The organism is Bradyrhizobium sp. 197 (assembly GCF_023073375.1).
GTDB lineage: Bacteria > Pseudomonadota > Alphaproteobacteria > Rhizobiales > Xanthobacteraceae > Bradyrhizobium.
In genome coordinates this window covers 146,565-170,188 of record NZ_JADPJJ010000191.1, presented here as the reverse complement: position 1 = coordinate 170,188, position 23,624 = coordinate 146,565, and the positions used below count along the sequence as shown (strand labels likewise).

General features: G+C 64.2%; 23 protein-coding genes. 14 read left to right on the top strand and 9 right to left on the bottom strand.

Annotated features, from left to right (window positions below; translation table 11 throughout):
- Position 1: 1 nt before the first annotated feature.
- From IVB27_RS42510 to IVB27_RS42500, 3 genes are read right to left on the bottom strand one after another with little or no spacing between them, the layout of a single operon-like run.
- A complete protein-coding gene (locus tag IVB27_RS42510; protein WP_247344232.1) occupies positions 2-760 on the bottom strand; it encodes an ABC transporter ATP-binding protein in 759 nt (252 codons plus the stop codon).
- Positions 757-1,908, bottom strand: coding sequence for a branched-chain amino acid ABC transporter permease (locus tag IVB27_RS42505; protein WP_247448438.1), 1,152 nt, complete (start codon positions 1,906-1,908; stop codon positions 757-759). The genes IVB27_RS42510 and IVB27_RS42505 overlap by 4 nt, the downstream gene beginning before the upstream one ends.
- Positions 1,909-1,913: 5 nt before the next feature.
- Positions 1,914-2,789: a branched-chain amino acid ABC transporter permease gene (locus IVB27_RS42500; protein ID WP_247448437.1), complete on the bottom strand. Its 876-nt coding sequence runs from the start codon at positions 2,787-2,789 to the stop codon at positions 1,914-1,916.
- 263 nt (positions 2,790-3,052) lie between these two features.
- On the opposite strand from IVB27_RS42500, the gene IVB27_RS42495 reads away from it, so the two are divergent.
- From IVB27_RS42495 to IVB27_RS42465, 7 genes are all read left to right on the top strand, one after another.
- A complete protein-coding gene (locus IVB27_RS42495) occupies positions 3,053-3,802 on the top strand; it encodes an ABC transporter ATP-binding protein (RefSeq protein WP_247344241.1) in 750 nt (249 codons plus the stop codon).
- Entirely contained in the window at positions 3,799-5,325 is a 1,527-nt protein-coding gene (locus IVB27_RS42490; RefSeq protein ID WP_247344244.1) for a permease, read from the top strand. The genes IVB27_RS42495 and IVB27_RS42490 overlap by 4 nt, the downstream gene beginning before the upstream one ends.
- An 82-nt stretch (positions 5,326-5,407) precedes the next feature.
- Entirely contained in the window at positions 5,408-5,662 is a 255-nt protein-coding gene (locus IVB27_RS42485) for an AbrB/MazE/SpoVT family DNA-binding domain-containing protein (RefSeq protein ID WP_247344246.1), read from the top strand.
- The gene (locus IVB27_RS42480) at positions 5,659-6,063 is read left to right on the top strand and encodes a type II toxin-antitoxin system VapC family toxin (protein WP_247344249.1); all 405 of its coding nucleotides are present in this window, start codon (positions 5,659-5,661) and stop codon (positions 6,061-6,063) included. The genes IVB27_RS42485 and IVB27_RS42480 overlap by 4 nt, the downstream gene beginning before the upstream one ends.
- Positions 6,064-6,122: 59 nt before the next feature.
- Positions 6,123-6,935, top strand: a complete 813-nt coding sequence (locus IVB27_RS42475) for an MBL fold metallo-hydrolase (protein ID WP_247448436.1) — start codon at positions 6,123-6,125, stop codon at positions 6,933-6,935.
- A gap of 65 nt (positions 6,936-7,000) precedes the next feature.
- Positions 7,001-7,522: a hypothetical protein gene (locus IVB27_RS42470; RefSeq protein ID WP_247448435.1), complete on the top strand. Its 522-nt coding sequence runs from the start codon at positions 7,001-7,003 to the stop codon at positions 7,520-7,522.
- A gap of 117 nt (positions 7,523-7,639) precedes the next feature.
- Positions 7,640-8,689 carry an amidohydrolase family protein gene (locus IVB27_RS42465; RefSeq protein ID WP_247448434.1) on the top strand — a complete coding sequence of 350 codons (1,050 nt, stop codon included), beginning with the start codon at positions 7,640-7,642 and terminating at the stop codon, positions 8,687-8,689.
- Between the two features lie 97 nt (positions 8,690-8,786).
- Here IVB27_RS42465 and IVB27_RS42460 read toward each other — a convergent pair whose 3' ends face one another.
- Complete coding sequence (locus IVB27_RS42460) at positions 8,787-9,242, bottom strand: cupin domain-containing protein (protein ID WP_247344256.1); 456 nt, start codon at positions 9,240-9,242, stop codon at positions 8,787-8,789.
- Between the two features lie 236 nt (positions 9,243-9,478).
- Here IVB27_RS42460 and IVB27_RS42455 point away from each other — a divergent pair, with 236 nt between their 5' ends.
- Positions 9,479-10,033: a hypothetical protein gene (locus IVB27_RS42455; protein WP_247448433.1), complete on the top strand. Its 555-nt coding sequence runs from the start codon at positions 9,479-9,481 to the stop codon at positions 10,031-10,033.
- A gap of 157 nt (positions 10,034-10,190) precedes the next feature.
- Here IVB27_RS42455 and IVB27_RS42450 read toward each other — a convergent pair whose 3' ends face one another.
- The gene (locus IVB27_RS42450) at positions 10,191-11,447 is read right to left on the bottom strand and encodes an aminopeptidase (protein ID WP_247448432.1); all 1,257 of its coding nucleotides are present in this window, start codon (positions 11,445-11,447) and stop codon (positions 10,191-10,193) included.
- Between the two features lie 113 nt (positions 11,448-11,560).
- Positions 11,561-12,922, bottom strand: a complete 1,362-nt coding sequence (gene pcaB / locus IVB27_RS42445) for a 3-carboxy-cis,cis-muconate cycloisomerase (RefSeq protein ID WP_247448431.1) — start codon at positions 12,920-12,922, stop codon at positions 11,561-11,563.
- A 303-nt stretch (positions 12,923-13,225) separates the two neighbouring features.
- Between pcaB and IVB27_RS42440 the strand changes: the two genes are divergently transcribed.
- Complete coding sequence (locus tag IVB27_RS42440) at positions 13,226-14,785, top strand: winged helix-turn-helix domain-containing tetratricopeptide repeat protein (RefSeq protein ID WP_247448430.1); 1,560 nt, start codon at positions 13,226-13,228, stop codon at positions 14,783-14,785.
- 44 nt (positions 14,786-14,829) lie between these two features.
- Here IVB27_RS42440 and IVB27_RS42435 read toward each other — a convergent pair whose 3' ends face one another.
- Entirely contained in the window at positions 14,830-15,252 is a 423-nt protein-coding gene (locus tag IVB27_RS42435) for a GFA family protein (RefSeq protein ID WP_247448429.1), read from the bottom strand.
- A 227-nt stretch (positions 15,253-15,479) separates the two neighbouring features.
- On the bottom strand, positions 15,480-16,265 hold the full coding sequence (gene mddA, locus IVB27_RS42430; RefSeq protein WP_247448428.1) for a methanethiol S-methyltransferase: 786 nt from the start codon (positions 16,263-16,265) through the stop codon (positions 15,480-15,482).
- A gap of 134 nt (positions 16,266-16,399) precedes the next feature.
- Here mddA and IVB27_RS42425 point away from each other — a divergent pair, with 134 nt between their 5' ends.
- A complete protein-coding gene (locus IVB27_RS42425; RefSeq protein ID WP_247448427.1) occupies positions 16,400-17,950 on the top strand; it encodes a winged helix-turn-helix domain-containing protein in 1,551 nt (516 codons plus the stop codon).
- An 18-nt stretch (positions 17,951-17,968) separates the two neighbouring features.
- On the opposite strand, the gene IVB27_RS44020 is transcribed toward IVB27_RS42425, so the two are convergent.
- Positions 17,969-18,202 carry a hypothetical protein gene (locus IVB27_RS44020; RefSeq protein ID WP_524536570.1) on the bottom strand — a complete coding sequence of 78 codons (234 nt, stop codon included), beginning with the start codon at positions 18,200-18,202 and terminating at the stop codon, positions 17,969-17,971.
- A gap of 172 nt (positions 18,203-18,374) precedes the next feature.
- On the opposite strand from IVB27_RS44020, the gene IVB27_RS42415 reads away from it, so the two are divergent.
- The 4 genes from IVB27_RS42415 (at position 18,375) to IVB27_RS42400 (ending at position 23,554) form a co-directional block, all read left to right on the top strand.
- Complete coding sequence (locus IVB27_RS42415) at positions 18,375-19,925, top strand: ABC transporter substrate-binding protein (RefSeq protein WP_247344278.1); 1,551 nt, start codon at positions 18,375-18,377, stop codon at positions 19,923-19,925.
- A 199-nt stretch (positions 19,926-20,124) separates the two neighbouring features.
- A complete protein-coding gene (locus IVB27_RS42410) occupies positions 20,125-21,096 on the top strand; it encodes an ABC transporter permease (protein ID WP_247448426.1) in 972 nt (323 codons plus the stop codon).
- Complete coding sequence (locus IVB27_RS42405) at positions 21,093-21,932, top strand: ABC transporter permease (RefSeq protein WP_247344285.1); 840 nt, start codon at positions 21,093-21,095, stop codon at positions 21,930-21,932. The genes IVB27_RS42410 and IVB27_RS42405 overlap by 4 nt, the downstream gene beginning before the upstream one ends.
- A 2-nt stretch (positions 21,933-21,934) precedes the next feature.
- Complete coding sequence (locus tag IVB27_RS42400; RefSeq protein ID WP_247448425.1) at positions 21,935-23,554, top strand: ABC transporter ATP-binding protein; 1,620 nt, start codon at positions 21,935-21,937, stop codon at positions 23,552-23,554.
- The last annotated feature ends 70 nt before the right edge of the window (positions 23,555-23,624 follow it).

The window sequence follows — 23,624 nt, the reverse complement described above, 5'->3', positions numbered from 1 at the left end:
GTCAGGCTCCCAAATACGCGGCGACGACGTCAGGGTGCTGCTGCACTTCGGCGGGGGAGCCCGTGGCCAGCACCCGGCCGTAGTTCAGCGCAATGACGCGGTCGGAGACGCGGTTGACCAGCGACATGTCGTGCTCGACCATGAGCACGGTGACGCCGAGATCGTTCTTCAGGTCGCGGATCCAGAACGACATGCCGTCGGTCTCCTCGACGTTGAGGCCCGAGGACGGCTCGTCGAGCAGGATCAGCTTGGGCTCCGAGCACAGCGCACGCGCAAGCTCGATCACCTTGCGCACGCCATAGGGAAGGCCGGAGATCAGCTTGTCGCGATAAGGCTCGAGATCGAGGAACTCGATCACCTGCTCGACCCGGCGGCGATGCAGCTTCTCGCCCGCGCGCACGCTTGGCAGGAACAACAGCTCCTGCCAGAGCTGCGTGGTTGAATGCCGGTGGCGGCCGACCAAAAGGTTCGACAGCACGGTGGCATTCTCGAACAGCTCGATGTTCTGGAAAGTGCGGGCGATGCCGAGCCTTGCGATGTCGTAGGGCGGCTGCTCGGTGATGTCCTGGTCCTCGAAGAAGATGCGGCCCGAGGTCGGCCGGTAGATCCGCGAGATCAAATTGAAGATCGAGCTCTTGCCGGCGCCGTTGGGTCCGATGATCGAGAGGATCTCGCCCCTCTCCACCGCGAACGACACCGCATCGACCGCCTTCAGCCCGCCGAAATGCAGCGACAGATTCTCTGCGCGAAAATAGCTCATCGGTTGCGCTCCGACTTCACATAGATCTTCTGCCGCTTGAAGGTGGCGCGCTTGTAGAGTGGGAACAGCTGGAAGAAGAGTTTTATCTTCAGCCAGCGGCCGTAGAGCCCGAGCGGCTCGAACAGCACGAACAATACGATAATGATGCCGTAGATCGCGCCTTTCAGGCCATTGAGCGAGGCGAAGGCCGCGACCTTGGACTGAATGTTGGCCGCGCCTTGCGTGCCTGCTCCGAACATCGCGGCAATGCCGGCGATGATGCCGGGCATGTCGTCCTTGAGGTAGGTCAGGAACGGATCGATCATCACGATGAAGATCGCCCCCAACACCGCGCCGTGCAGGCTGAAGGTGCCGCCGATCAGGATCACGATGATGAACTCGATCGAGAGCTGCAGCGTGAACATCTCCGGTGAGATGAAGGAGAGCTTGTGCGCGAACAGCACGCCGGCGAAGCCGGTGATCGCCGCCGAGATCGCAAAGGATTTGACTTTGTACAGCGCGACATTGACGCCCATGCTCCGCGCCGCGGTCTCGCTGTCGCGGATCGCGACGAAGGCGCGCCCGGTCGGCGAACGCAGCAAATTGAGCGTGCCGACGATGGTCAGCACCAGCAGGGCAAGGCAGAGGAAATAGAAGGTCGGGCTGTCGCGCGAGACTGTGACGCCGAACAGCGCCACCGCCTTGATCCGCATGCCCTCGTTGCCGTTGGTGACGCTCTCCCAGCGCGCCAGGATCTCTTCGACGATGAAGGCGAAGGAGATGGTGGCGATGACGAGATAAATGCCTTGCAGCCGCAGCGCGGGGAAGCCGACCAGCGCACCGATCAGACCGGTCAGGAGCCCGGCCGCCAGGAAATAGACCGGGAACGGCACTCCATATTTCTGCAAGTACGCCGCCGTATACGCGCCGATCGCGAGAAACGCCGCATGGCCGAGCGAGGCCTGCCCGGTGAAGCCCGTCAAAATCAGCAGCGCCACACCGACGGTCGCATAGATGCAGACGAAGACGAGCTGGCTCATCAGATAGCTGGAGAGCACATAGGGCGCGATCAGCAGCACGGCCAGCAGGAGACCGTATGAGACGAAATAGCCCGAGTGCGGGAACAGCTTGATGTCGTCTTCATAGTCGGTCTTGAACGGGAAGCGCATGGCGTTCAGACCTTCTTGCGGACGTGACGGCCGAACAGGCCTTCGGGCTTCAGCAGGAGCACGGCGAGCAGCACGATGTAGGGCGCGACGTCCTTCCAGCCCTCGACCAGATAGAAGCCGGCCATGCTCTCGATGACGCCGATCAGGACGCCGCCGACGACGGCGCCGGGGATCGAGCCGAACCCGCCGAGCACGGCGGCCGGGAATGCCTTCAGGCCAAGCACCAGACCGACATTGGAATGGATGAAGGTGATCGGCGCCAGCAGCACGCCGGCGCAGGTCGCAACCGCAGCGCTGATCGCCCAGACGATCGACACCACGCGCTTGACCGGGATGCCCATGTAATAGGCTGCCAGCATGTTCTCGGAACTGGCGCGCATCGCGGTGCCGAGCGTGGTCTTGTTGAAGAACAGCCAGAGCAGCGTGCAGAGGATGACGGTGGCCGCGATCACCGAGAGCTTGTCGTAGGCCAGCACCAGCGCGCCGATCCGCAGTACGCCCTGGCTGAACGGCGTGTCGATCTTGAAATCGTCGGTGCCCCAGATCATGCCGGCGACCGAGCGCAGGAAATAGCCGAGCCCGATGGTGGCCATGATGATGGAGAATTGCGGATAGCCGAGGATCGGCCGCACCACCACGCGCTCGGCCAGCATGCCGAACAGCGCCATCGCCGCCACCGCGCCGGCAAAGCCGACCCAGTAGTTCAGGCCCAACATGCCGATGAAGGTGAAGGCAAAGAAGCCGCCCAGCATCATCAAATCGCCCTGAGCGAAATTGACGACCTCGGTGGCCTTGTAGACGAGCACGAAACCGAGCGCGATCAGGCCGTAGACGCAGCCGAGCGCAACACCGCTGACCAGCTGCTGAACGAAATCCAGCATCGCCGCGCATCCTCCCGATACAACCGGCGGTTCTTCCTGACCGCCTTGCCGCATCTTGTGTTCAGTCGCTACGCAGTCGTTTCGCTGCGTTCGCGCCATTCGTCCCTTGGCCAATTCAGCCTGAACCGCCAAGCGCTGTCAACAAACGGTGACTTGCCTTTAGTCCAATCCGGATGACGGAATTTGCGGCAGCGCGATTCACGGTGCCGAAACATCTTCGGATCATGGTCGCGGGCGATGCAAAACCGCAAAGTGTGGCCGTCATGAAGCCGGACGACTCGGCGCTCGAAGTCCTGGGGTTAACGAAGCGTTTTGACCGCCTGGCGGTCGATAGCCTCGATCTCACCATCCATGCCGGCGAATTCTATGCGCTGGTCGGCCCCAACGGCGCCGGCAAGACCACCACTTTGCGCATGATTGCCGGCTTGCTGCGGCCCGATGCCGGCGCGGTCTCGATCTTCGGCATCGATGCGCTCCAAAACCCCGTCGCCGCCAAGCAGGTGATGGCGTGGGTCTCCGACGAGCCCATGATCTACGACAAGCTCACCCCGCTCGAATATCTCGAATTCGTCGCCGGTCTGTGGGGCATCGCACCGTCGGTCTCGGAACCGATCGCCGAGGGGCTGCTCGCCTCGCTCGGGCTCGAGCCGCACCGGCACGAACGCTGCGAGGGCTTTTCCAAGGGCATGCGCCAGAAGGTCGCTCTCGCCGGCGCACTGGTGCACGATCCCCGCCTCATCATTCTCGACGAGCCGCTGACGGGACTGGACGCCGTCTCCGCCCGCCACGTGAAGGGATTGCTGAGCGATCGCGTGCGCAGCGGCTGCACCGTCATCATGACCACGCATATCCTCGAGGTCGCCGAACGCATGGCCGACCGCATCGGCGTGATCGCAGCCGGGCGCCTGGTCGCGGAGGGCACGCTGACCGAGCTGCGCCAGCAGAACGGCCACGCCGATACCAGCCTGGAAGATCTCTTCATCGCGCTGGTGACGCTGCAGGAAGCCGCATGAGTTCGGCCACCGCGCTCTCCTGGTTTGCCCGCCACGAGCTCCGGCTCGCCTGGCGCGAATGGTTCGCCATGATGACCGGCGGGCGGCGCAAACGGGCGCGTGTCGCGGTGATCGGCCTGCTGTTGTTCGCGGCGCTGCTGCACGTGCCGGCCTGGGCGGTGATCGGCCGCTTCGCGGACCTGGAACTGCCGCTCGACAAATCCTCGCTGATCGTGATTTCGGCGACCATCTTTCTCGCCTGGACGCTGATGCTGTCACAGGCGATCGAATCGGTGACGCGGGTGTTTTACGCCCGCGCCGATCTCGACCTCATCATGTCCTCGCCCGCGACGCTGGCCAATCTGTTCTCGGTGCGCATCGCCGCGATCGCACTCACCGTCACGGTGATAGCGCTGCTGTTCTCGACGCCCTTCATCGACGTGCTGGTGTTCGGGGGCGGCGCACGCTGGCTTGCGGCGTTCGGCCTCGTCGTCGCCATGGGCCTGTCGGCTGCGGCGATCGCGATTGCCGTCACCATCCTGCTGTTCCGCCTGATCGGCCCGGCGCGGACACGGTTCGTCGCGCAGATCCTCGCCGCGATCATCGGCGCCGGCTTCGTGATCGCGCTCCAGGTCGCGGCAATCATGTCCTACGGCACGCTGTCGCGCTTCACCATCCTGACCTCGGGTAGCGTGGCTGACCATGCCCCCGACGTCGACAGCATCTGGTGGTGGCCGGCGCGCGCGGCCATAGGCGACAGCGAAGCGCTGCTGCTGCTTCTGGCGCTCGGCCTCGTGCTGCTCGGGAGCGTCATGGCGATCTTCTCGGGCCGCTTTGCAGACACCGCGATCGATGCCGCCGCCTATGGCGCGTCCGGCCGCACAAGCGCGAAGGAGCGCCCGTTCCGCGGCGGGTCGCGGCAGCACGCGCTGCGGCGCAAGGAGTTTTCGCTGCTGTGGCGCGATCCCTGGCTGATCTCGCAGACCCTGATGCAGCTGCTCTATCTGGTGCCGCCGGCGCTGCTGCTCTGGCGCAGCTTTGCCGACAGCTCCGCGGCGCTGACGCTGATCACGCCCGTCATCGTCATGGCGGCGGGACAACTCGCCGGCGGGCTCGCCTGGCTGACGATCTCGGGCGAGGACGCGCCTGATCTGGTCGCGACCGCGCCGCTAACTTCGTCCAGCGTCATCCGCGCCAAGATCGAAGTGGTGCTGATCGCGATTGCCGTCATCTTCTGCCCGCTGATCGCCGCGCTCGCTTTCATCTCGCCATTCCAGGCCGCGGTCAGCGCCGGCGCGGTCATCGTCAGCGCGGCGTCCGCGACCGCGATCCAGCTCTGGTTCCGGGTGCAGGCCCGGCGCAGCCAATTCCGCCGCCGCCAGACTTCCTCCCGGCTTGCGACCTTCGCCGAGGCGTTCTCCTCGATCGGCTGGGCTGCCAGCGCAGCGCTGCTGCTCGCGCTGCCCATCGCCGGTCTCGTCAGCGGCCTGATCACCGCTAGCCTGGTCGCCATCACCTGGAAGTTCAGCCCAAGGCGGGAGTAGAGCCGGCTTGGCCTACCTAGCGCTCACTTGAAAGTAAGGCGATATTGCCTTACTTAAGCTTATCAGCGAGCGAGGATCCCCCATGGGCACGCTTACCGTCACGGTAAAGGGACAGGTCACGTTGCGGAAAGACCTCCTGGAGCACCTTGGTGTGCATCCGGGCGACAAGATTTCGATAGAAAAGCTTCCTGGGGGGCGAGTTGAGGTGAAAGCAGTTCGGCCCACCGGGAAGATCTCGAATGCCTTCGGCTTCCTGAAAGGAAAGACGAACGGTCGATCGCTCTCGATCGAGGAGATGAACGCGGTCATTGCTGACGGCTGGGCCGGCAAGCGATGAAGATAACACCCGACACCAACGTCTTGGTGCGGGTGTTGGTCGGAGATGATGCCGAACAGGGCAAGTTGGGCGAAGCCCTTCTGGAGAACGCGGACCTAATAGCCATCTCGATCCCCGCATTATGCGAGTTAGCTTGGGTCCTCTCACGAGGCTACAAAACCTCTGCTGGAAATATCGCGGCTTCGATCCGGCACTTGATCAATGCCTCCAATGTAGTCGTCAACCGGCCCGTAGCTGAGGCTGGATTAGCGCTCCTCGACGCCGGGGGCGATTTTGCCGATGGCGTCATCGCCCACGAAGGCAACTGGCTTGGGGCCGATACTTTCGTGTCGTTCGACAAAAAAGCCGTGAAACTGATCGAAGCGAGCGGCGGAATGGCGCGGCTCGCCAGCACCACATGACGCGAGGATAATTCGTAGATACACTCATCAGATCGTCGATAAGCGGCGGACGGTTCCTGATGTCTCGACTATTGCTGACGGTCTGTGCGCTTCTCGGTTGGCTGGTAACACCTGCCTTCGCCCAGCAGCCTCAGCGCAGCGAATGCCTGGCGATGGCGAATGCGGCCCCCCGCGTGACGCCTGTCGCGTTGCGGCAGGCCGCGGCCTCGGCTGAAGTCCAGATCACCTATGCCGGCCATTCCACCTATTTCATCGACACGCCCGGCGGCTTGCGCATCGCCACCGATTATAGCGGCGCCTATCAGGTGGGACGGCTGCCCGATGTCGCCACCATGAACCGGGCCCACAGCACGCATTATTCTCTATATCCCGATAGGCGCATTCCTCATGTGCTGCATGGCTGGGGCGAGGACGGCAAGCCGGCGCTGGTTTCGGAGCGCATCGGCGACACCTTCATCCGCAATGTCACCACCGACATCCGCCGCTATTTCGGCGACGATTCCGGCGCCGACATGATCCGCGACGGCAATTCGATCTTCATCTTCGAGGTCGCGGGCCTCTGCATCGGCCATCTCGGCCATCTCCACCACAAGCTCGACGACAGCCATTTTGCCCAGATCGGGCGGCTCGACATCGTAATGGTGCCGATCGACGGCACCTACACTATGTCGCTCGACGGCGTCTCCGAGATCACCAAGCGGCTGCGCGCCTCGGTGGTGCTGCCGATGCACCGCTTCGCGACCCCGCTCGACGAGTTTATGCGCCTCATCGGCCAACAGTTCGAGATCGACCGGCGCATGGAGCGAAGTTTCCGGATGTCGCGGGATGCGCTGCCGTCGAAGCCGACGGTGATTATCCTCGACGGCGTCTGACGCGCAATTTTCTCCAAGCCGGCCATCGGCCGGCCGTGCTGGTCTCCTGAGCAGAGGAGATCGACATGACAGACTTTGCGAGATTATTGCATGCGGACGGACCGAACCCCGAGCACGCGGCGGCGCTCCAGCTTTATGGCCGCTTCGTCGGCGATTGGGACGCCGAGATCAGCGCCCATGGCCCCCACGGAACGAAACACACCGCGCCCGGCGAAATCCATTTCGGCTGGGTGCTGGAGGGCCGCGCCGTGCAGGACGTCTGGATCATCCCGCGCCCGACAGGCAGCCCGGCCTTGCCGATCGCCGGCAATTGGTACGGCACCACGCTGCGGGTCTACGATCCGACCATCGACGCATGGCGGATTTCCTGGTTCGATCCCGGCCGTAGCGTGTTCCGCCAACAGATCGGCCGTCCGCGCGGCGAGGACATCGTGCAGGAAGCCACGACCGAAGCCGGCGACCTGACGCGCTGGAGTTTTACGGAGATCACCGAGGATTTCTTCCACTGGCTCGGCGAGGTCAAGCCGGCCACCGCAACCGACTGGCGGCTGGTGGTCGATGTGAGGGCGAAGCGGCGCAAGGGCTGACGACAGCGCCGCTGTGCCCGCGATGACGGGTGCGGTTGCGCAACGCGCGCTGCTACGTGCGAGGACGAGGTGCTAGGCTCCCAGAACAAGAAGCATACATCAGGGGAGCGAACGCCGATGGCTGCAAGCAGTCTGCCCGCCAACACGAGCGGGCTATTCGTCGAGCCGCGCGAGGACTGGCTCGCGCTGCATCAGGAGGAGATCATCGATCCCTTACGGCCGATCGTCGATCCCCATCACCATCTCTGGAATCGCGGACACCGCTATCTGATCGAGGAGATGGCAGCCGATGTCGCCTCCGGCCACAACATCATCGCCACCGTCTATGTCGACTGCCGCTCGATGTATCGCGCGCACGGGCCCGAAGCATTCCGGCCCGTCGGCGAGGTCGAGTTCGCCAACGGCGTGGCCGCGATGAGCGCGAGCGGCGCTTACGGCAAGGCCGCGATCTGCGCCGGCATCGTCAGTCACGCCAATCTTCTGCTCGGCGACGCCGCAAAGCCGGTGCTGGAGGCCGAGATCGCCGCGGGCAACGGTCGCTTCCGCGGCATCCGGCATTCCTCGGCCTGGGACGAAGACCCCGCCGTCGCCGGCATGTATGCGAACCGGCCGAAGGGATTGTTGCAGGACCCGACGTTCCGCAAAGGCTTTGCCTGCCTCGCGCCGCTGAACCTCAGCTTCGATGCCTGGCTGTTTCATCCGCAGATCGGCGAGCTGACCGAACTTGCCCGCGCCTTCCCCGACACCAGGATCGTGCTCGATCATTGCGGCGGTCCGGCCGGAATCGGCCGCTTTGGCGGGCGGCGCGAGGAGGTGTTTCCGCAGTGGCGCGCCTCGATCCGGGAGATCGCGAAATGCGAGAACGTGGTGGTGAAGCTCGGCGGGCTCGCAATGTGTTTGCTCGGCCACGACTTCCATTTACGCGACAAGCCACCGTCGTCCGAGGAGCTTGCCGCGGCATGGCGGCCCTATGTCGAGACTTGCATCGAGTCATTCGGGGTGAAGCGCGCAATGTTCGAGAGCAATTTCCCGCCGGACAAAGGCCAGTGCAGCTACCAGGTGATCTTCAACGCCTTCAAGCGCATCGCCGCGCCCTTGAGCGAGACCGAGAAGACGGCGCTGTTCTCGCAGACCGCGAGCGACTTCTACCGGCTCGACTTGCCTTGAAAAGGTTTGTGTCATGACGGAAAGAGGGGCCGGGATGTTGATCCCGACCCCTCTTCCGTCGTAGCCGCTGGGAAGCGTCCTTGAAACTGTTTGAGTGCTAACCGGCGCCCATCAGCGAGGCGGGGCGGCGCTCGCCGGCGGAGACGAACATCCGCTTGAGCCTGTTGACGACGCGGATCAGGAAACCGATCATCGCGGGATTGGTCTTGCGGCAGAAGGCGATCTTCTTGACGTGGCCTTCGACGTGCCACTTGGCATGCGCGCCGTCGCGGAAGAAAATGACGTCGCCTGGGCCGTAGCGCTTCGGCGGCATGCCGTCGCTTTCGAGCACGATCGATCCTTCCATGATCATGATCGTCTCGTCGATATCGTAGTACCAGTTGAAGCGCCCTTCGGTGCAAGCCCAGATGATGGTCGAAGCGGTACCATCGGAGCTGGTGGACAGGACGCGCGAGCGCGACACCGGATTGCCCTCGATGATCCAGGACGGCTCGATCGGCCGCAGCTCGAGGTCCACACTGCAACTACCGATTTCAATCAATGAGCGCGACATCTTTTCCCCTGGGATAAAATATGACCGGCCGGGGCTCGGCCCGGATTGTTTCAAAAGATGTTGGAACGCTAATAGCCGGCTTTTAATTCTTTCTTACGCGGGCCTCGACAATCAGCCGCAAGTTGCAGACCCGAAGCGGTTAACGTCGCGATTCCCCTGCATTTTCGTGCACATGAACCCACCTTTTCCGGGGTGCGACAAAGTGCGCGAACGTGACAATCGAAGGAGCCATGCCGATGCCCCTCACCCCGGAGGTCCTGATAGCCCAAGGCGAAGCCGTCGCCTGGCTCGGCAGCCTCGACGTCTCCTTCACAACCGACGAGGAGCCCTGGTTCACCGTCGACGGCATCGACAGCCCCCGGCAGATCGGCAGTGACGGCTCCGGCGGCGCGTTCGTGCTGCTGCCGTCGCAGAATGTGCTCTACGTCTCATCGGAAGGCCGCGCGGAAATTATCGCGGAGAGTTTCGAGGCTTTCGTGCAGCTCGTCGTCGCGCGCCCCTACTGGCTCGACATCCTCAAATTTTCCTCCGGCGGCGACCTCCCGGAGATGCGGCGTGCGGCCGATGAGCTGGAGGCGACGCTCGACGACGAGGACGACGTCAACGAGGCCCGCGAAGAAATCCGCCGGGGCCTCGACCTGCCCGACTCGAGCGATCCGGTCGGTGCGCTCTACGACGCGGTGGCGGTTTCCGACGCCATCGTCCGGGCCACCGACGGCAGCCCGTTCACGACGCTGTTCAACCGCTTCAGTATCGACAACAGCCCGATGCTGCGCAACGCGGCGGCGTGAGAGGGGCTTGAGGGTACTTGCCCGTCCTGCATGGTTCGAGACGCGCCGTAACGCGGCGCTCCTCACCATGAGGGTCTAAGATGTCGCAACGAAGCAAGACCTCATCCTGAGGAGCCCGCCAATGGCGGGCGTCTCGAAGGATGGGCCGCAAGACGCGTTACTTCGCCCATTCGCCCTTGCGAAACACCGGCACCTTGCTTCCGTCGGCGAGAATGCCGTCGATGTCGGTCTCGGCCGAGCCGATCATCCAGTCGATATGGATCAGGCTCTGGTTGCCGCCTTGCGCGGCGATTTGCTGCGGCGTGAGCTGCGCGCCGTTGACGAAGCACTTCGAATAGCACTGGCCGAGCGCGATGTGCGAGGCCGCATTCTCGTCGAACAGCGTGTTGTAGAACAACAGCCCGCTCTGCGAGATCGGCGACGAATGCGGCACCAGCGCGACTTCGCCGAGACGGCGCGCGCCCTCGTCGGTGTCCAGCACCTTGTTCAGCACCTCCGCGCCGCGCGAGGCTTTTGCGTCGACGATCCTGCCGTCCTCGAAGCGCACCGCGATGTTGTCGATCAGCGTGCCCTGGTAGGACAGCGGCTTCGAGCTCACGACATGGCCGTAGACCCGCCGGCAATGCGGCGTGGTGAAAACCTCTTCAGTCGGAATGTTGGCGTTGCAGCTGATTCCGTTCTTGGACAGCGAGGCCCCGCCCTCCCACTCGTGTCCGTCGGCAAGCCCGATGGTGAGGTCGGTGCCGGGACCTGAATATTGCAGCGCGCGAAAATGCTGGCCGTTGAGCCAGTTGGTGCGCTCACGCAGCACCGCATTGTGGCTCGCCCAATTGCCCATCGCGTCCTCGCGGTCGACGCGCGAAGCGGCAAAGATCGCATCCGCCAGCTTGCCGATCGCAACGTCTTCCGGATCGTTCGGAAACACCTGCTTCGCCCAGGACGGGCTGGGATAGGCGATGATGTTCCAGTTGGTGTCGAAGTTGACGATTTTCTCCAGCGCCGGCTGATAGGCCATCGAATTGGCCTTGCTGGCGCGCGCCACCTTGGACGGATCTTCGTCCGACAGCAGCATCGGATTGTCCCCGACGATGGCGAGCCGCGCCGTGTTATTGGAGAATGCCTTCGCCATGCCGTCATAGAGCCAGTTGGCGGCGCGATCGAAGCTGTTGTCGTGGCCGTGGCGGTAGCGCGCCAGCGTCATCTCTTCGTCGGAGAGTATCGGCGTCACGATGCCGGCGCCGGCTTTGTAGGCATGCACGGCGATCCGCCGCACCAGCGGCAACGCGATCGCGGGCGCCGTCAAGAGCACATCCTGGCCCGGCCGCAAGCCCAGGCCCACCTTCACCGCCACCTCGGCCAGCCGGTCGAGCTTCACGGGATCGATGGGAGGGGAGGTGATGCGTTGATCAGTCATGCCAGATCCTCTGCCGAACGTCTCTCACTCAATCTAAGTCTAGCATTGCGAGACACAAGTGTGCGAGTGCCTTGCGACACGCCAAAGATACCCAGTTTCACGCATTTTGGTTTTCAACGCGTTGCCGATTTCAGCACCCGGTCGACCATGGCGGTAGCAAGGCCGAGGTAATTTTTCGGTGATGTGAGCGCCTCGATCGTGGCACGGTCGATTCTGGCAGAGACGCGGGCGTCGGACGAGAGCGCGTCCGCCAGCGTCAGGCCGTTCTCATTGGCGAGCCTGCAGGCGTCATAGACCACGTCATGCGCCTCCTGCCGCCCGATCTGCGGCGCGAGGCCCATCATGACCGCTTCGGCCACGATCAGGCCGCGGCTGACGCCGAGATTCTCGTTCATCTTGCTTTCGTCCACGATGAGGCCGGCGAGCGCGAACTTCGCCTGGTGCAAGGCGCCGGCGGTCAGCACGAAGCTTTCCGGGATCGCCATCCATTCAGCGTGCCAGGGCCCGGTGGCGCGCTCGAAATCCTGCACCATGGCATCCAGCATGAGGCCGGCGTGCTGGCGCACCGCCTTGGACGCAGCGAGCATCAGTTCCGAGGAGATCGGGTTGCGCTTCTGCGGCATGGTCGAAGAAGCGCCGCGCCCCTTGACGAACGGCTCGTAGACCTCGCCGAATTCGGTCGAGGCCATGATCATAATGTCGAGCGCGATCTTGCCGAGCGAGCCGGTGACGAGTGCGAGAAAGTTCACGGTCTCGGCAAAGCCGTCGCGTGCGACGTGCCAGGTCGAGGCGGGAACGCCGAGCTTCAGCTCGGCGCAGAGCGCTTCCTGCACCTCAAAGCCCTTGTCCCCGAGCGAGGCCAGCGTGCCGGCCGCGCCGGCGAACTGGCCGACCAGCACACGCGGCTTCAATTGTGCCAGACGTTCGGCGTGGCGGTCGAACATCGCAAGCCAGATCGCGGTCTTGTAGCCGAAGGTGACCGGCAGCGCCTGCTGGAGATGGGTGCGGCCCGCCATCGGCGTGTCGCGGTAGCGCTTCGAGATGTCAGCGAGGATCTTGCGCAGGGCGGCGAGGTCCTGTTCGACGATCTCAAGCCCGGCGCGCAGTTGCAGCACCACGGCGGTGTCCATGATGTCCTGCGTGGTCGCACCCCAATGCACATAGCGGCCGGCCTCGCCGCATTGCTTCACCATCTGATGCACCAAGGGCAAGATCGGATAGCCGACGACATCGGTCTCCTGCCGCAACAGGTCGAAATCGAGTGCGGCAACATCGGTCCGCGCCGCGATCTGATCGGCAGCATCCTGCGGGATCACCCCGCACTTCGCTTCCGCCTTCGCCAGCGCCACTTCGACCTCGGCATAGCGCGCGACCGTCGCAACGTCGGAAAACACCTCCCGCATCTGCGGCGTACCGAAGGCATCGCGGAACAACATGGAATCGAGCACGGTGGTCGAGGCGTGAAAAGCGAGCATGAGCGTTTCTTCGTGGTTTGTGTTCTGTGTGAGGCAGCTTACGCAGACGGAGCTGTTCGGCAATGGACAAAGCCCCCTACTCCCGTCATTCCGGGGCGGGCGTAGCCCGGTGCATCCGGGCGCGACCATCCGGCTTCAATCGCCACATTCTCGTTGAAGTTGCATTCATCCTCACAAACCGCATGGCAGCCATCACGCGATCGTGGTGAACCGGGCAGGCCCCTCGGCGGACTCACAGACTTCAGTCGAAATCCGTTCTGTTTTTATTATTGCCGATGTCATCGTAAGGTCTGAGTCTTCGACGTGCAGTTTCTGTTCCGGGATCATCTGCTCGATACCGACTTGCGCGAACTGAGCCGCGAGCAGGTTCCCGTTGCCGTGGAGCCGCAGGTCTTCGATCTCGTCGTCCACCTCATGGAGAACCGCGACCGGGTGGTCAGCAAGGACGAGCTTATCGACAAGATCTGGCACGGGCGCAGCGTCTCCGAATCCACCCTGACCAGCCGGATCAATGCGGCACGCAAGGCGGTCGGCGACAGCGGCGCGAGCCAGGCACTGATCCGCACCATCTCACGCAAGGGTTTTCGTTTCGTCGGCGATGTCGAGACCAAGCGTGGGGCGACCGCTCCGGAACCCGGTTTCGGCGCGAAGGTTCTGCAGGCCCCGCTCGCACTACCGGACCGGCCGGCGATCGCGGTGCTGCCCTTCACCAACATGAGCGGCGACCGCGAGCAGGATTATTTCTCCGACGGGATCAGCGAGGACATCATCACAGCGCTGTCGAAGCTGCGCTGGTTCTTCGTCGTCGCGCGCAACTCCTCCTTCGTCTACACGGGCCGCGCCGTGCACATGCACGAGGTCGCGCGAGATCTCGGCGTGCGCTACGTGCTGGAAGGCAGCGTGCGGCGGAGCGGCGATCGCGTGCGTATCTCCGCGCAGCTCAACGACGTCTCGACCGGCAGCCATCTCTGGGCCGAACGGTACGACCGCGAGCTTGCCGACATCTTCGCCGTGCAGGACGAGATCACCGAGGCGATCGTCGCCGCGATCGAGCCGCAGCTCTATACCGCCGAGAGTTTTCGCGCCCAGCAGAAGCCGCCGGGAAGCCTGGATGCCTGGGACCTCGTGATGCGCGCCTTGTCGCATTACTGGCGCATCACCCGCGAGGACAATGCCGCCGCGCAAGAACTGCTCGAAAAGGCCGTCGCGCTCGATCCCGCCTATGGCAAGGCGCTCGGCCTGCTCGCGACCAGCCACATCTTCGGCGCGCATATGGGCTGGGCCGGCATGGCCGCGACCGTACCGGTCGCCGAGCGCGCGGCGCTCGCGGCGGTGGAGGCCGATCGTGAAGATGCCTGGGCCCATCACGGCCTCGCTTATACTTATCTATTCCGCCGCCGTTTCGACGACGCGCTGGCGGAATTCGAGCTGACGCTGGAGCTCAATCCGAACTTTGCGATGGCGCACGCCTTCCACGGCGTGACGCTGTGCTACGCGGGACGATGGCAGGACGGCGATGCCGCCGCGCGCCGCGCGCTGCGGCTCAGCCCGCGCGATCCGCTCGCGGCGATCTATTGCGGCGTTGCCGCCTATGCCCGTTTCATCGGCCACGACTACGAAGGCGCCATGCAGATGGCGCGCGAATCGATGCGGCAGCGCGCCGATTTCGTCGGCGCGCATCGCGTGCTGACGGCCGCCGCCGGAATGTCAGGGGATCCCACGCTCGCGGCTTCCGCACTGGAAGGCCTGCGCCGCGCCCAACCCGGCATCTCGCTCGCCTGGATCACGCGCGAGCTGCCGATGCTGCGGGATGAGGATCGCGAGCATTACCTCGAAGGATTGCGGCGCGCAGGGATGAGGTAGCTAACCTCTCCTCTCCCGCTTGCGAGGAGAGGAGAGGGGCACCGCTACTCCTGCATCATCTCGCCGCTGCCGCCGAGCTCGGCCGGAAAATCCTTCAGCTTGGGCAGGCCGTCGCGCATCGGCAGCACCGTCTCGGCGTAATTGACGTGAACGCCGGGCGCGAATGCCAGCGTAGGGATGGTGGCGGTGAAGACATCGACCAGGCCGAGCGGCGGATGGTTGGTCATGAGATGGCCGCCGCACTTCCGGCAATATTTGCGCTGGCTGAGCGGTGTCTTGGTAAAGGTCTCGACGTTCTGTGCGCCTTCGGTGATGCGCACGGCTTCGGGCTTCCACAGGCTGAAGGCGTTCACCGGTCCGCCCGACCACGAGCGGCAGGAGCGGCAATGGCAATAACCCATCGCCTCCGGCGCGTCCGTGACCTCGATTGTGACCGCGCCGCAGAAGCAGCTTCCGACATGTTTCATTTGGTCGTCTCCGTTGATGAAGGTTTAAATTCCTCTCCCCGCTCCTGTTTGCCGGTAAACTCGGCAGAACGGATGCGGGGCCGCGACGAGCTTTGCTCGCACTGATAGCGTCGGGGTGGGGGGATTCACCCCGAGAAACATTGAAGGCCGGGTCGGCAAGCTCCGTTACGCGCCTCGGCGCCGCCGCGCATCCTCCGTTCGGCCGACGCGGCGGAAATGCGCGCCAACTATACTGACTTGCGCCAGGGAATAAGCATCGACACACGTTGTTTGTACTGCCGATACTCGTCGCCGAAGAGATCGACGAGATCGTGCTCCTCCAGCGCAATGCCGACGAAGATGTAGAGCGTGGTCACGGCGGCGAACAGCAGATGGCCCGCGGTCATGACCGGCGCCGCCCAGAACGCGATGATGAAGCCGAGATAGATCGGATGGCGAACGAACTTGTAGAGCAGCGGCGTCTTGAAGCGCGGCAGCGACGCCTCCCTGCCGACGAGATGATTGGTCACCTGATGCAATCCGAACAACTCGAAGTGATTGATGATGAAGGTCGAGGTGAACACCAGGACCCAGCCCGCCAGCGACAGCGTGACGATCGTCACAGCAAGATCCGGGTTCGCGACGTCCCATATGACCGTGGGCAGCGGACGCCACTGCCAGAACAGGAGCAGCAATGACAGGCTCGCAAACAGCACATAGGTGCTGCGCTCGACCGGCTTGGGGACGTACTGCGTCCACCATGCCTTGAATTGCTGCCGCGCCATCACGCTGTGCTGGACCGCAAACAGGGCCATCAGGAGCAGATTGATGATGACGGCCTCGGCCACGGGCGTGTCGGTCCCGGTGTCGATGGTCTTCGGCACCACCAGCCCCATGACGAAGCCGATGGCGTAGAGAATGGTGACGAAAAACACGAGATACGCCGCAATTCCGTACAGAAAAGCGATGAACCTGAAAATGCGTGAGCCCGCAACCGGGCCGACGGGATGAACCTGATGATCAATTTGGGTCATAAACAGCTCCGTTGTGCCAAAACGCCGGCACTTCATTGGTCGCTGCACCATGCCGCATCGGAGTGCCGAAGACTTTCGCGGACGGTTGATTTTCGCCTGAGACGATTTTGATTTTTGCTTGAGACGACAGAAACGTGCGATTTCGCTTTGAAAACAACCTGCTCGACGGCGACCTGCGGGAACTGACCTGCAGCGGAGCCGCCGTGCCGTTGCAGCCGCAGGTGTTCGATCTCCTGCTCTATCTGGTGGCGCAGCGCACCCGTGTGGTCAGCAAGGATGACCTGATCAGCCAGATCTGGAGCCATCGGATCATTTCGGACTCCGCCCTGAACAGCCGGATCAACGCCGCGCGCAAGGCGCTCGGTGACGACGGTGCGAGCCAGCGGCTGATCAAGACCATTCCACGCAAGGGCTTTCGCTTCGTCGGCGAAGTCCGGGAAGAATTGGCAGTCGCCCCGGCGTCCGCTGAGCCCGTCGCTGCCTTGCCGCGCGCCCAGACGGACCGTCCGGCGATTGCAGTGCTCGCTTTCGAGAACATGAGCGGCGATCCCGCACAGGACTATTTCGGCGACGGGATCAGCGAGGACATCCTCACCGCGTTGTCGAAGCAACGCTGGTTCCTGGTGATCGCCCGCAACTCGTCCTTCACCTACAAGGGACGCGCGGTCCACATCCGGCAGATCGCCCAGGAGCTCGGCGTCCGCTACATCGTCGAAGGCAGCGTGCGCAAGGCGGACAACCGGGTGCGCATCACCGCGCAGCTCAACGACGCCACAACCGGCAGCCATCTCTGGGCCGAGCGCTACGATCGCGAGCTGGTCGATGTGTTCGCCGTGCAAGACGAGATCACCAACGCGATCGCCGCGGCGATCGAGCCGCAGATTCATGCAGCGGAAAGTTTTCGCGCCCATCGCAAGCCCCCTGCGAGCCTGGACGCCTGGGACCTGCTGATGCGGGCGCTGTCGCATTACTGGCGCGTGACGCGGCGGGATCACGAGACCGCGCGGACGCTGCTGGAGCGTGCGGTCGAGATCGACCCGAACTACGGCCAGGCGCTGTCGGTGCTCGCGGCGAACCACATGTTCGGCGTGCATCTCGGCTGGACCGAGCTTGCCGTGGTGGCGCCGGCGGCGGAGGCCGCCGCGCTCGCCGCGGTGCGCTGCGACCATGAGGATGCCTGGGCGCATGCCGCGCTCGGCAGTGTCTGCTTCTCGACACGAAGACTTGCGGACGCACTGTCCGAGTTCGAGCAGGCGCTCGCGCTCAATCCGAACTTCTCGCTGGCGCAGAGCTATTACGCGCTGGCGCTGTCCTATGCCGGGCGGCCGAAGGAATCGTTCGAGGCAGCGCAGAGGGCAATGCGGCTCTCGCCGCGTGATCCGTCCCTGGCGATCTATCACGGCATCGCCGGCTATGCCCGCTTCACGGAGCGGCGCTATGGCGAGGCCATCGCGCTCGCGCGCGAGGCGATCCGCCACCGCGGCGACCTCACCGGCGCCTACCGCGTGCTCGCGGTTTCTGCCGGCATGACCGGCGACGGCGTGCTTGCGGAGATGGCGCTGAGCGAGCTCCGCCGCACCCAGCCCGGCATCTCGCTGCATTGGATCGCGACGCAATTGCCGTGGGCCAACGAGGCCGATCGCGAGCACTATATGGAGGGATTCCGGCGAGCGGGCTTGCGTTAGACGATCCGCATGCCGGGTCTACGTCGGGCTTCCGGCGCAGATGGACGACGACGTCGAGAGCCGCGCAATCTCGTGGCCCGGGAGCGCCTCGGGCATTTTGGTGAAGGTCTGGCCCTGGCCTGAGGCGCAGATGCGCTCGCGCGACGGCCCGCAGCGCTCGAGCCGGATGCGGGCGCGGCCGTCCTCGACCAGCCGGGTCCCGCTCGGATCGGGCGGCGCTGCGGCGCCGGCTTGGCCGCCAAACGCCATCATGGGACGCGCTGTACATTTTTTGTGCGAACACTGTCGAGACTTTCATCTTGCGGCGCCGAATGGGACTATGTGAGCCTCGATAGCGGATGGGGACTGGGATGGGCCGGCCGTAGCTTAGCGCGCCACGACGTGCGAAGCGTTCGCGGCTGGTCTCGCTTGAGAAAGATACGACATGTCGAAACGAGTGTTGCTTGGACTCCTCCTGGCCTGCGGCCTCACGGCCCCGGCGCTGGCGCAAGAGCCGAAAACAGGGGGCGCGATCAATGTCGTGATCCAGCCCGAGCCGCCCGGCCTGATGATGGCGATGGTCCAGAACGGCCCGGTGCAGATGGTGGCGGGCAACATTTTCGAAGGCCTGCTTCGCTACAGCCCCAAGCTCGAACCGCAGCCGGAACTCGCCGAGAGCTGGAGCGTCAGCGAAGACGCAAAAACCTACACCTTCAAGCTGAGGAAAGGCGTGACCTGGCATGACGGCAAGCCCTTCACCGCCGCCGACGTGCTGTTCTCGGTCGAGATGCTGAAGCAGACTCATGCGCGCGCCCGCAACAACCTCGCGCAGGTCGACAAGGTCGAGGCACCCGACGACACCACGGTGGTGTTCACACTGAAGCAGCCGTTCGGTCCGTTCCTCGGCATCTTCGAGGTCGGCTCGATGCCGATGGTACCGAAGCATCTCTATGAAGGCACCGACTGGAAGACCAATCCCTACAACAACGCCCCTGTCGGCACCGGCCCCTTCATGTTCAAGGAATGGCAGAAGGGCTCTTTCATCCGCCTGGTCAAGAACCCGAACTATTACGAGAAGGGCAAACCCTATCTCGACGATATCTACTGGCAGATCATTCCCGATGCCGCGGCACGCTCCGTGGCGTACGAGACCGGCAAGGTCGACGTACTGCCCGGCGGCTCGGTCGAGAATTTCGACGTGCCCCGTCTCTCCAAGCTGAAGGACACCTGCGTCACCGGCGCCGGCTGGGAGTTCTTCTCGCCGCTGGCCTGGCTGTGGCTCAACAACCGCCAGGGTCCGCTCGCGGACAAGCGGGTGCGGCAGGCGATCATGTATGCGATCGACCGCGAGTTCGCCAAGGACGTGATCTGGAACGGGCTCGGCAAGGTTGCGACCGGCCCATCGGCCTCGACCATCAAATATTACACCGACGACGTGCCGAAGTACCCCTACGATCCCGCCAAGGCCAAGGCGCTGCTGAAGGAAGCCGGCTACAAGGGCGAGAAGATCCGCCTTCTGCCGCTCGCCTATGGCGAGACCTGGCAGCGCTGGGGTGAAGCCGTGAAGCAGAACCTTCAGGACGTCGGCATGAACATCGAGACCATCGCCACCGACGTTGCCGGCGGCAACCAGAAGATCGGCGACTGGGACTACGACATCGCCTTCACCTATCTCTACCAATATGGCGATCCCGCGCTCGGCGTCGGCCGAAACTACGTCTCAAGCGCCATCGCCAAGGGCCAGGTGTTCAACAACGTCGAGGGCTACTCCAACCCGGAAATCGACAAGCTGTTCGCCGACGGCGCGGTGGCGACGCCCGACTCCAAGCGCAAGGAGATCTACGAAAAGGCGCAGAAGATCCTGGTCGAAGACGTGCCGGTGGCCTGGATGCTCGAGCTGCAATTCCCGACCATTATGCGCTGCAAGGTCAAGAACCTGATCACCACGGGCATCGGGGTCAATGATGGCTTCAAGGACGCGTGGCTCGACAAGTGAGGAGACGCGCTCCGAACTCCCCTTACCTCTCCCGCTTGCGGGAGAGGTCGCTACGCTCGAAGAGCGTAGCGGGTGAGGGTTCTCTCCACTTGGCAATCCCTCTGCGGAAATACCCTCTCCCCTACCCTCTCCCGCGAGCGGGAGAGGGGGCGCACCGCTGTTGCCGCTGCGTTCAACCTGATCTGATCGCCATCTAACAATGCTCTCCTTCATCGCTCAGCGTGTCCTGAAGGGCGTGATCGTCCTGCTCGCGATCGTCGTTCTCAATTTCTTCCTGATCCGGCTTGCGCCCGGCGACCCCGCGGTCGTGATGGCGGGCGAGGCCGGTGCAAGTGACCAGATCTTCGTCCAGCAGCTCAGGCAGAAGTTCGGCCTCGACAAGCCGCTGCCCGAGCAGCTCTTCGTCTACGTCAAGGGCGTCGTGACGCTCGACCTCGGCTTCTCCTTCCGCCAGCAGGCACCGGTGTCGAAGCTGATCCTGGAGCGGCTGCCGGCGACGCTGTTGCTGACGCTGACCGCGTTCGCGATCTCGCTGATGCTCGGCATCCTGTTCGGCACCTTCGCGGCGCGCTTCGCGGGGACGTGGCTCGACACCGCCATCACGATCTTCGCGCTGATCTTCTTCGCCATGCCGCTTTTCTGGGTGGCGCTGATGGGCATCCTGTTGTTCTCGGTCGCTGTCGATTGGCTGCCGAGCTTCGGCTACGAGACCGTCGGCGCCAATTTCACCGGTCTTGCCCATGTGGTCGATGTCGCAAGGCACCTGATCATGCCGGCGATGACGCTCGGCCTGTTCTTCATGGCGACCTACACCCGCATGACGCGCGCCTCGATGCTGGAGGTGAAGCGGCTCGACTTCGTCAAGACCGCGCGTGCGAAAGGCCTGTCCGATGCCGTGATCCAGCGCCGCCACGTGCTCCGCAACGCGCTGCTGCCCGTCGTGACGCTCGCCGGCGTCCACTCCGGCACGCTGATCGGCGGCGCCGTCATCACCGAGACCGTGTTCGCCTGGCCGGGCATCGGACGGCTGATGTACGACGCCCTGCTGCAGCGGGACTACAATCTACTGCTTGGTGTCTTCGTGATCTGCTCCGCCATGGTCCTGACATTCAATCTCATCACCGACCTGGTCTATCGCCTGGTCGACCCGCGCATCGAATTCACCGCATGAAACAGTTCTGGAAATCGATGCTGAGGAGCCCGAGCGGCGTCATCGGGCTCATCATCCTGCTTCTTGCGATCGCACTCGCGGTGTTCGGTCCGATGCTGTTCCCGAACTCGCCCTGGCGCATGGTGCAGCGGCCGTTCCTGCCGCCGTTCACGCTCTCGACCGTGCCGCTCGGCACCGACGCGCTCGGCCGCGACGTGTTCGCCGGCATGATCTTTGGCGCTCGCGTCTCGCTGCTTGTGGGCCTTGTCTCCACACTGGTGGCGCTGGTCGTCGGCCTGCCGATCGGCGCCATGGCCGGCTATTTCGGCGGCAAGGTCGACGACGCCTTGATGCGCTTCACCGAATTCTTCCAGACCATCCCGAGCTTTGCGCTCGCGATCGTGCTGGTCGCGATCCTGCAACCCTCGATCTATTCGATCGTCGCCTCGATCGCATTGGTGAGCTGGCCGCCGGTCGCGCGTCTCGTCCGCGGCGAGGTGCTGTCGCTGCGCACGCGCGAATATGTCCAGGCCGCCGTCGTCACGGGCCAGAGCAACACCTGGATCATCCTGCGCGAAATCCTGCCGAACACGCTGTCGCCGGTGATCGTGCTGGCCTCGCTGATGGTGGCGACCGCAATCCTCCTGGAATCCTCGCTGTCATTCCTCGGCCTCGGCGATCCCAATCTGATCTCCTGGGGCTACATGGTCGGTGCCGGCCGCACCGTGATCCGCCAGGCCTGGTGGATCACCGTGTTTCCCGGCGTCGCCATCCTGATCTCTGTGCTCGGCCTCAATTTGATCGGCGAAGGCCTCAACGACGCCCTCAATCCGCGCCTGTCGCGGGAGGGACGCTAGAGATGACCGCACCGCCCGCCGTCTCCATCAAGAATCTGCGGATCGCGCTGCCCAAGGGCGCCGAGCGTCCCTTCGCCGTCGATGGCGTCTCGCTCGACTTGCGACCCGGCAAGATCGTCTGCGTCGTCGGCGAGTCCGGCTCCGGCAAGTCGATGTGCGCGCATGCGCTGATGGGCCTGTTGCCGGACACGGTCTCCGTCACCTCCGGCGAGATCCAGTTCGAAGGCCGCGACCTGCTCAAGCTGGATGACGACGGCTGGCGCGATCTGCGCGGCCGCCGGCTCGCGATGATCTTTCAGGAGCCGATGACCGCGCTCAATCCGTTGATGCGGATCGGCGACCAGATGGCGGAGATGTTCGAGGCGCACGGCCTGCTCACCCCGAGGGAGCGGCGCGCAAGGGCACTGGCGCTGGCGCGGGAGGTCGGCCTGCCCGACCCCGAGCGCATCGTGCGCGCCTATCCGCACCAGCTCTCCGGCGGCCAGCGCCAGCGCGCCATGATCGCGATGGCGCTGGCGCTCGAACCGGCGGTGCTGGTCGCAGACGAGCCGACCACTGCGCTCGACGTCACGACGCAGGCACAGATCCTGAAGCTGATCCGCAACCTCCAGCGCAACCGCAACATGGCGGTGATGTTCATCACCCATGATTTCGGCGTGGTCTCCGACATCGCCGATCAGGTCGTGGTGCTCCGCCACGGCAAGGTCGTGGAGGAGGGTCCCGCTGCAACCGTCTTCAACGCGCCGCAGCACGACTACACCAAGGCGCTGCTCGCCGCGGTGCCGTCGATGGATCCGCCGGCGCGCGCGCCGCTGGACGATCAGGCCAGAGCGGTCGAGGTGATCGGACTGGACAAGACTTACGTCACCTCTGGCGGCTGGTTTCGCGAAGACCGCCGCGTCGACGCCGCGCGCGCGGTCAACTTCAACATCCTCAGGGGTGAGACGCTCGGCCTCGTCGGCGAATCCGGCTCCGGAAAATCGTCGGTGGCGCGGCTCGTGATGCGGCTGATCGAAGCCGACCGCGGCACGGTGCGGATCGGCGAGACCGATCTCACCTCACTCTCGGGCAAAGCGCTGCGCGCCGAGCGGCATCGCATCCAGATGATCTTTCAGGATCCGTTCGCCTCGCTCAATCCGCGCCGCAAGGTCGGTCACATCATCGCCGACGGTCCTATCGCGGCGGGCACCGATCCGAAAGTGGCATTCGACCGCGCCCGCGATCTGCTCAGGATGGTCGGCCTCGATGCCGGCGCGCTCGAGCGCTATCCGCATGAATTCTCCGGCGGCCAGCGCCAGCGCATCGGCATTGCGCGCGCGCTCGCGCTCGAGCCTGAGATCATCGTCGCCGACGAAGCCGTCTCCGCGCTCGACGTCTCCGTGCAGGCGCAGGTCTTGAAGTTGCTCGAAGACCTCAAGGCACGCCTCGGCCTCTCGATGCTGTTCATCACCCACGATCTGCGCGTCGCAGCCCAAATCTGCGACCGGATCGCGGTGATGCAGCGCGGCGCCATCGTCGAGTTGAAACCGACCGCGCAGCTGTTCGCCGCGCCCGAGCATGCCTATACGCGCGAGCTGCTGGCGGCGGTACCGGGACGCAAGGAGCGCACGCCGGCGGCGTGAGACGAGCGGTATTCCGCTCTGGCGCCGATACTCGGCCGGATCGTCCTAGGAACAGGGCAGTCACGCGCTT

Excerpts from the sequence above, each read along its gene's own strand:
- IVB27_RS42510 (WP_247344232.1), bottom strand. The coding sequence starts at position 760 with ATGAGCTATTTTCGCGCAGAGAATCTGTCGCTGCATTTCGGCGGGCTG.
- IVB27_RS42505 (WP_247448438.1), bottom strand. The coding sequence starts at position 1,908 with ATGCGCTTCCCGTTCAAGACCGACTATGAAGACGACATCAAGCTGTTC.
- IVB27_RS42500 (WP_247448437.1), bottom strand. The coding sequence starts at position 2,789 with ATGCTGGATTTCGTTCAGCAGCTGGTCAGCGGTGTTGCGCTCGGCTGC.
- IVB27_RS42495 (WP_247344241.1), top strand. The coding sequence starts at position 3,053 with ATGAAGCCGGACGACTCGGCGCTCGAAGTCCTGGGGTTAACGAAGCGT.
- IVB27_RS42490 (WP_247344244.1), top strand. The coding sequence starts at position 3,799 with ATGAGTTCGGCCACCGCGCTCTCCTGGTTTGCCCGCCACGAGCTCCGG.
- IVB27_RS42485 (WP_247344246.1), top strand. The coding sequence starts at position 5,408 with ATGGGCACGCTTACCGTCACGGTAAAGGGACAGGTCACGTTGCGGAAA.
- IVB27_RS42480 (WP_247344249.1), top strand. The coding sequence starts at position 5,659 with ATGAAGATAACACCCGACACCAACGTCTTGGTGCGGGTGTTGGTCGGA.
- IVB27_RS42475 (WP_247448436.1), top strand. The coding sequence starts at position 6,123 with ATGTCTCGACTATTGCTGACGGTCTGTGCGCTTCTCGGTTGGCTGGTA.
- IVB27_RS42470 (WP_247448435.1), top strand. The coding sequence starts at position 7,001 with ATGACAGACTTTGCGAGATTATTGCATGCGGACGGACCGAACCCCGAG.
- IVB27_RS42465 (WP_247448434.1), top strand. The coding sequence starts at position 7,640 with ATGGCTGCAAGCAGTCTGCCCGCCAACACGAGCGGGCTATTCGTCGAG.
- IVB27_RS42460 (WP_247344256.1), bottom strand. The coding sequence starts at position 9,242 with ATGTCGCGCTCATTGATTGAAATCGGTAGTTGCAGTGTGGACCTCGAG.
- IVB27_RS42455 (WP_247448433.1), top strand. The coding sequence starts at position 9,479 with ATGCCCCTCACCCCGGAGGTCCTGATAGCCCAAGGCGAAGCCGTCGCC.
- IVB27_RS42450 (WP_247448432.1), bottom strand. The coding sequence starts at position 11,447 with ATGACTGATCAACGCATCACCTCCCCTCCCATCGATCCCGTGAAGCTC.
- pcaB (WP_247448431.1), bottom strand. The coding sequence starts at position 12,922 with ATGCTCGCTTTTCACGCCTCGACCACCGTGCTCGATTCCATGTTGTTC.
- IVB27_RS42435 (WP_247448429.1), bottom strand. The coding sequence starts at position 15,252 with ATGAAACATGTCGGAAGCTGCTTCTGCGGCGCGGTCACAATCGAGGTC.
- mddA (WP_247448428.1), bottom strand. The coding sequence starts at position 16,265 with ATGACCCAAATTGATCATCAGGTTCATCCCGTCGGCCCGGTTGCGGGC.
- IVB27_RS44020 (WP_524536570.1), bottom strand. The coding sequence starts at position 18,202 with ATGATGGCGTTTGGCGGCCAAGCCGGCGCCGCAGCGCCGCCCGATCCG.
- IVB27_RS42415 (WP_247344278.1), top strand. The coding sequence starts at position 18,375 with ATGTCGAAACGAGTGTTGCTTGGACTCCTCCTGGCCTGCGGCCTCACG.
- IVB27_RS42410 (WP_247448426.1), top strand. The coding sequence starts at position 20,125 with ATGCTCTCCTTCATCGCTCAGCGTGTCCTGAAGGGCGTGATCGTCCTG.
- IVB27_RS42405 (WP_247344285.1), top strand. The coding sequence starts at position 21,093 with ATGAAACAGTTCTGGAAATCGATGCTGAGGAGCCCGAGCGGCGTCATC.
- IVB27_RS42400 (WP_247448425.1), top strand. The coding sequence starts at position 21,935 with ATGACCGCACCGCCCGCCGTCTCCATCAAGAATCTGCGGATCGCGCTG.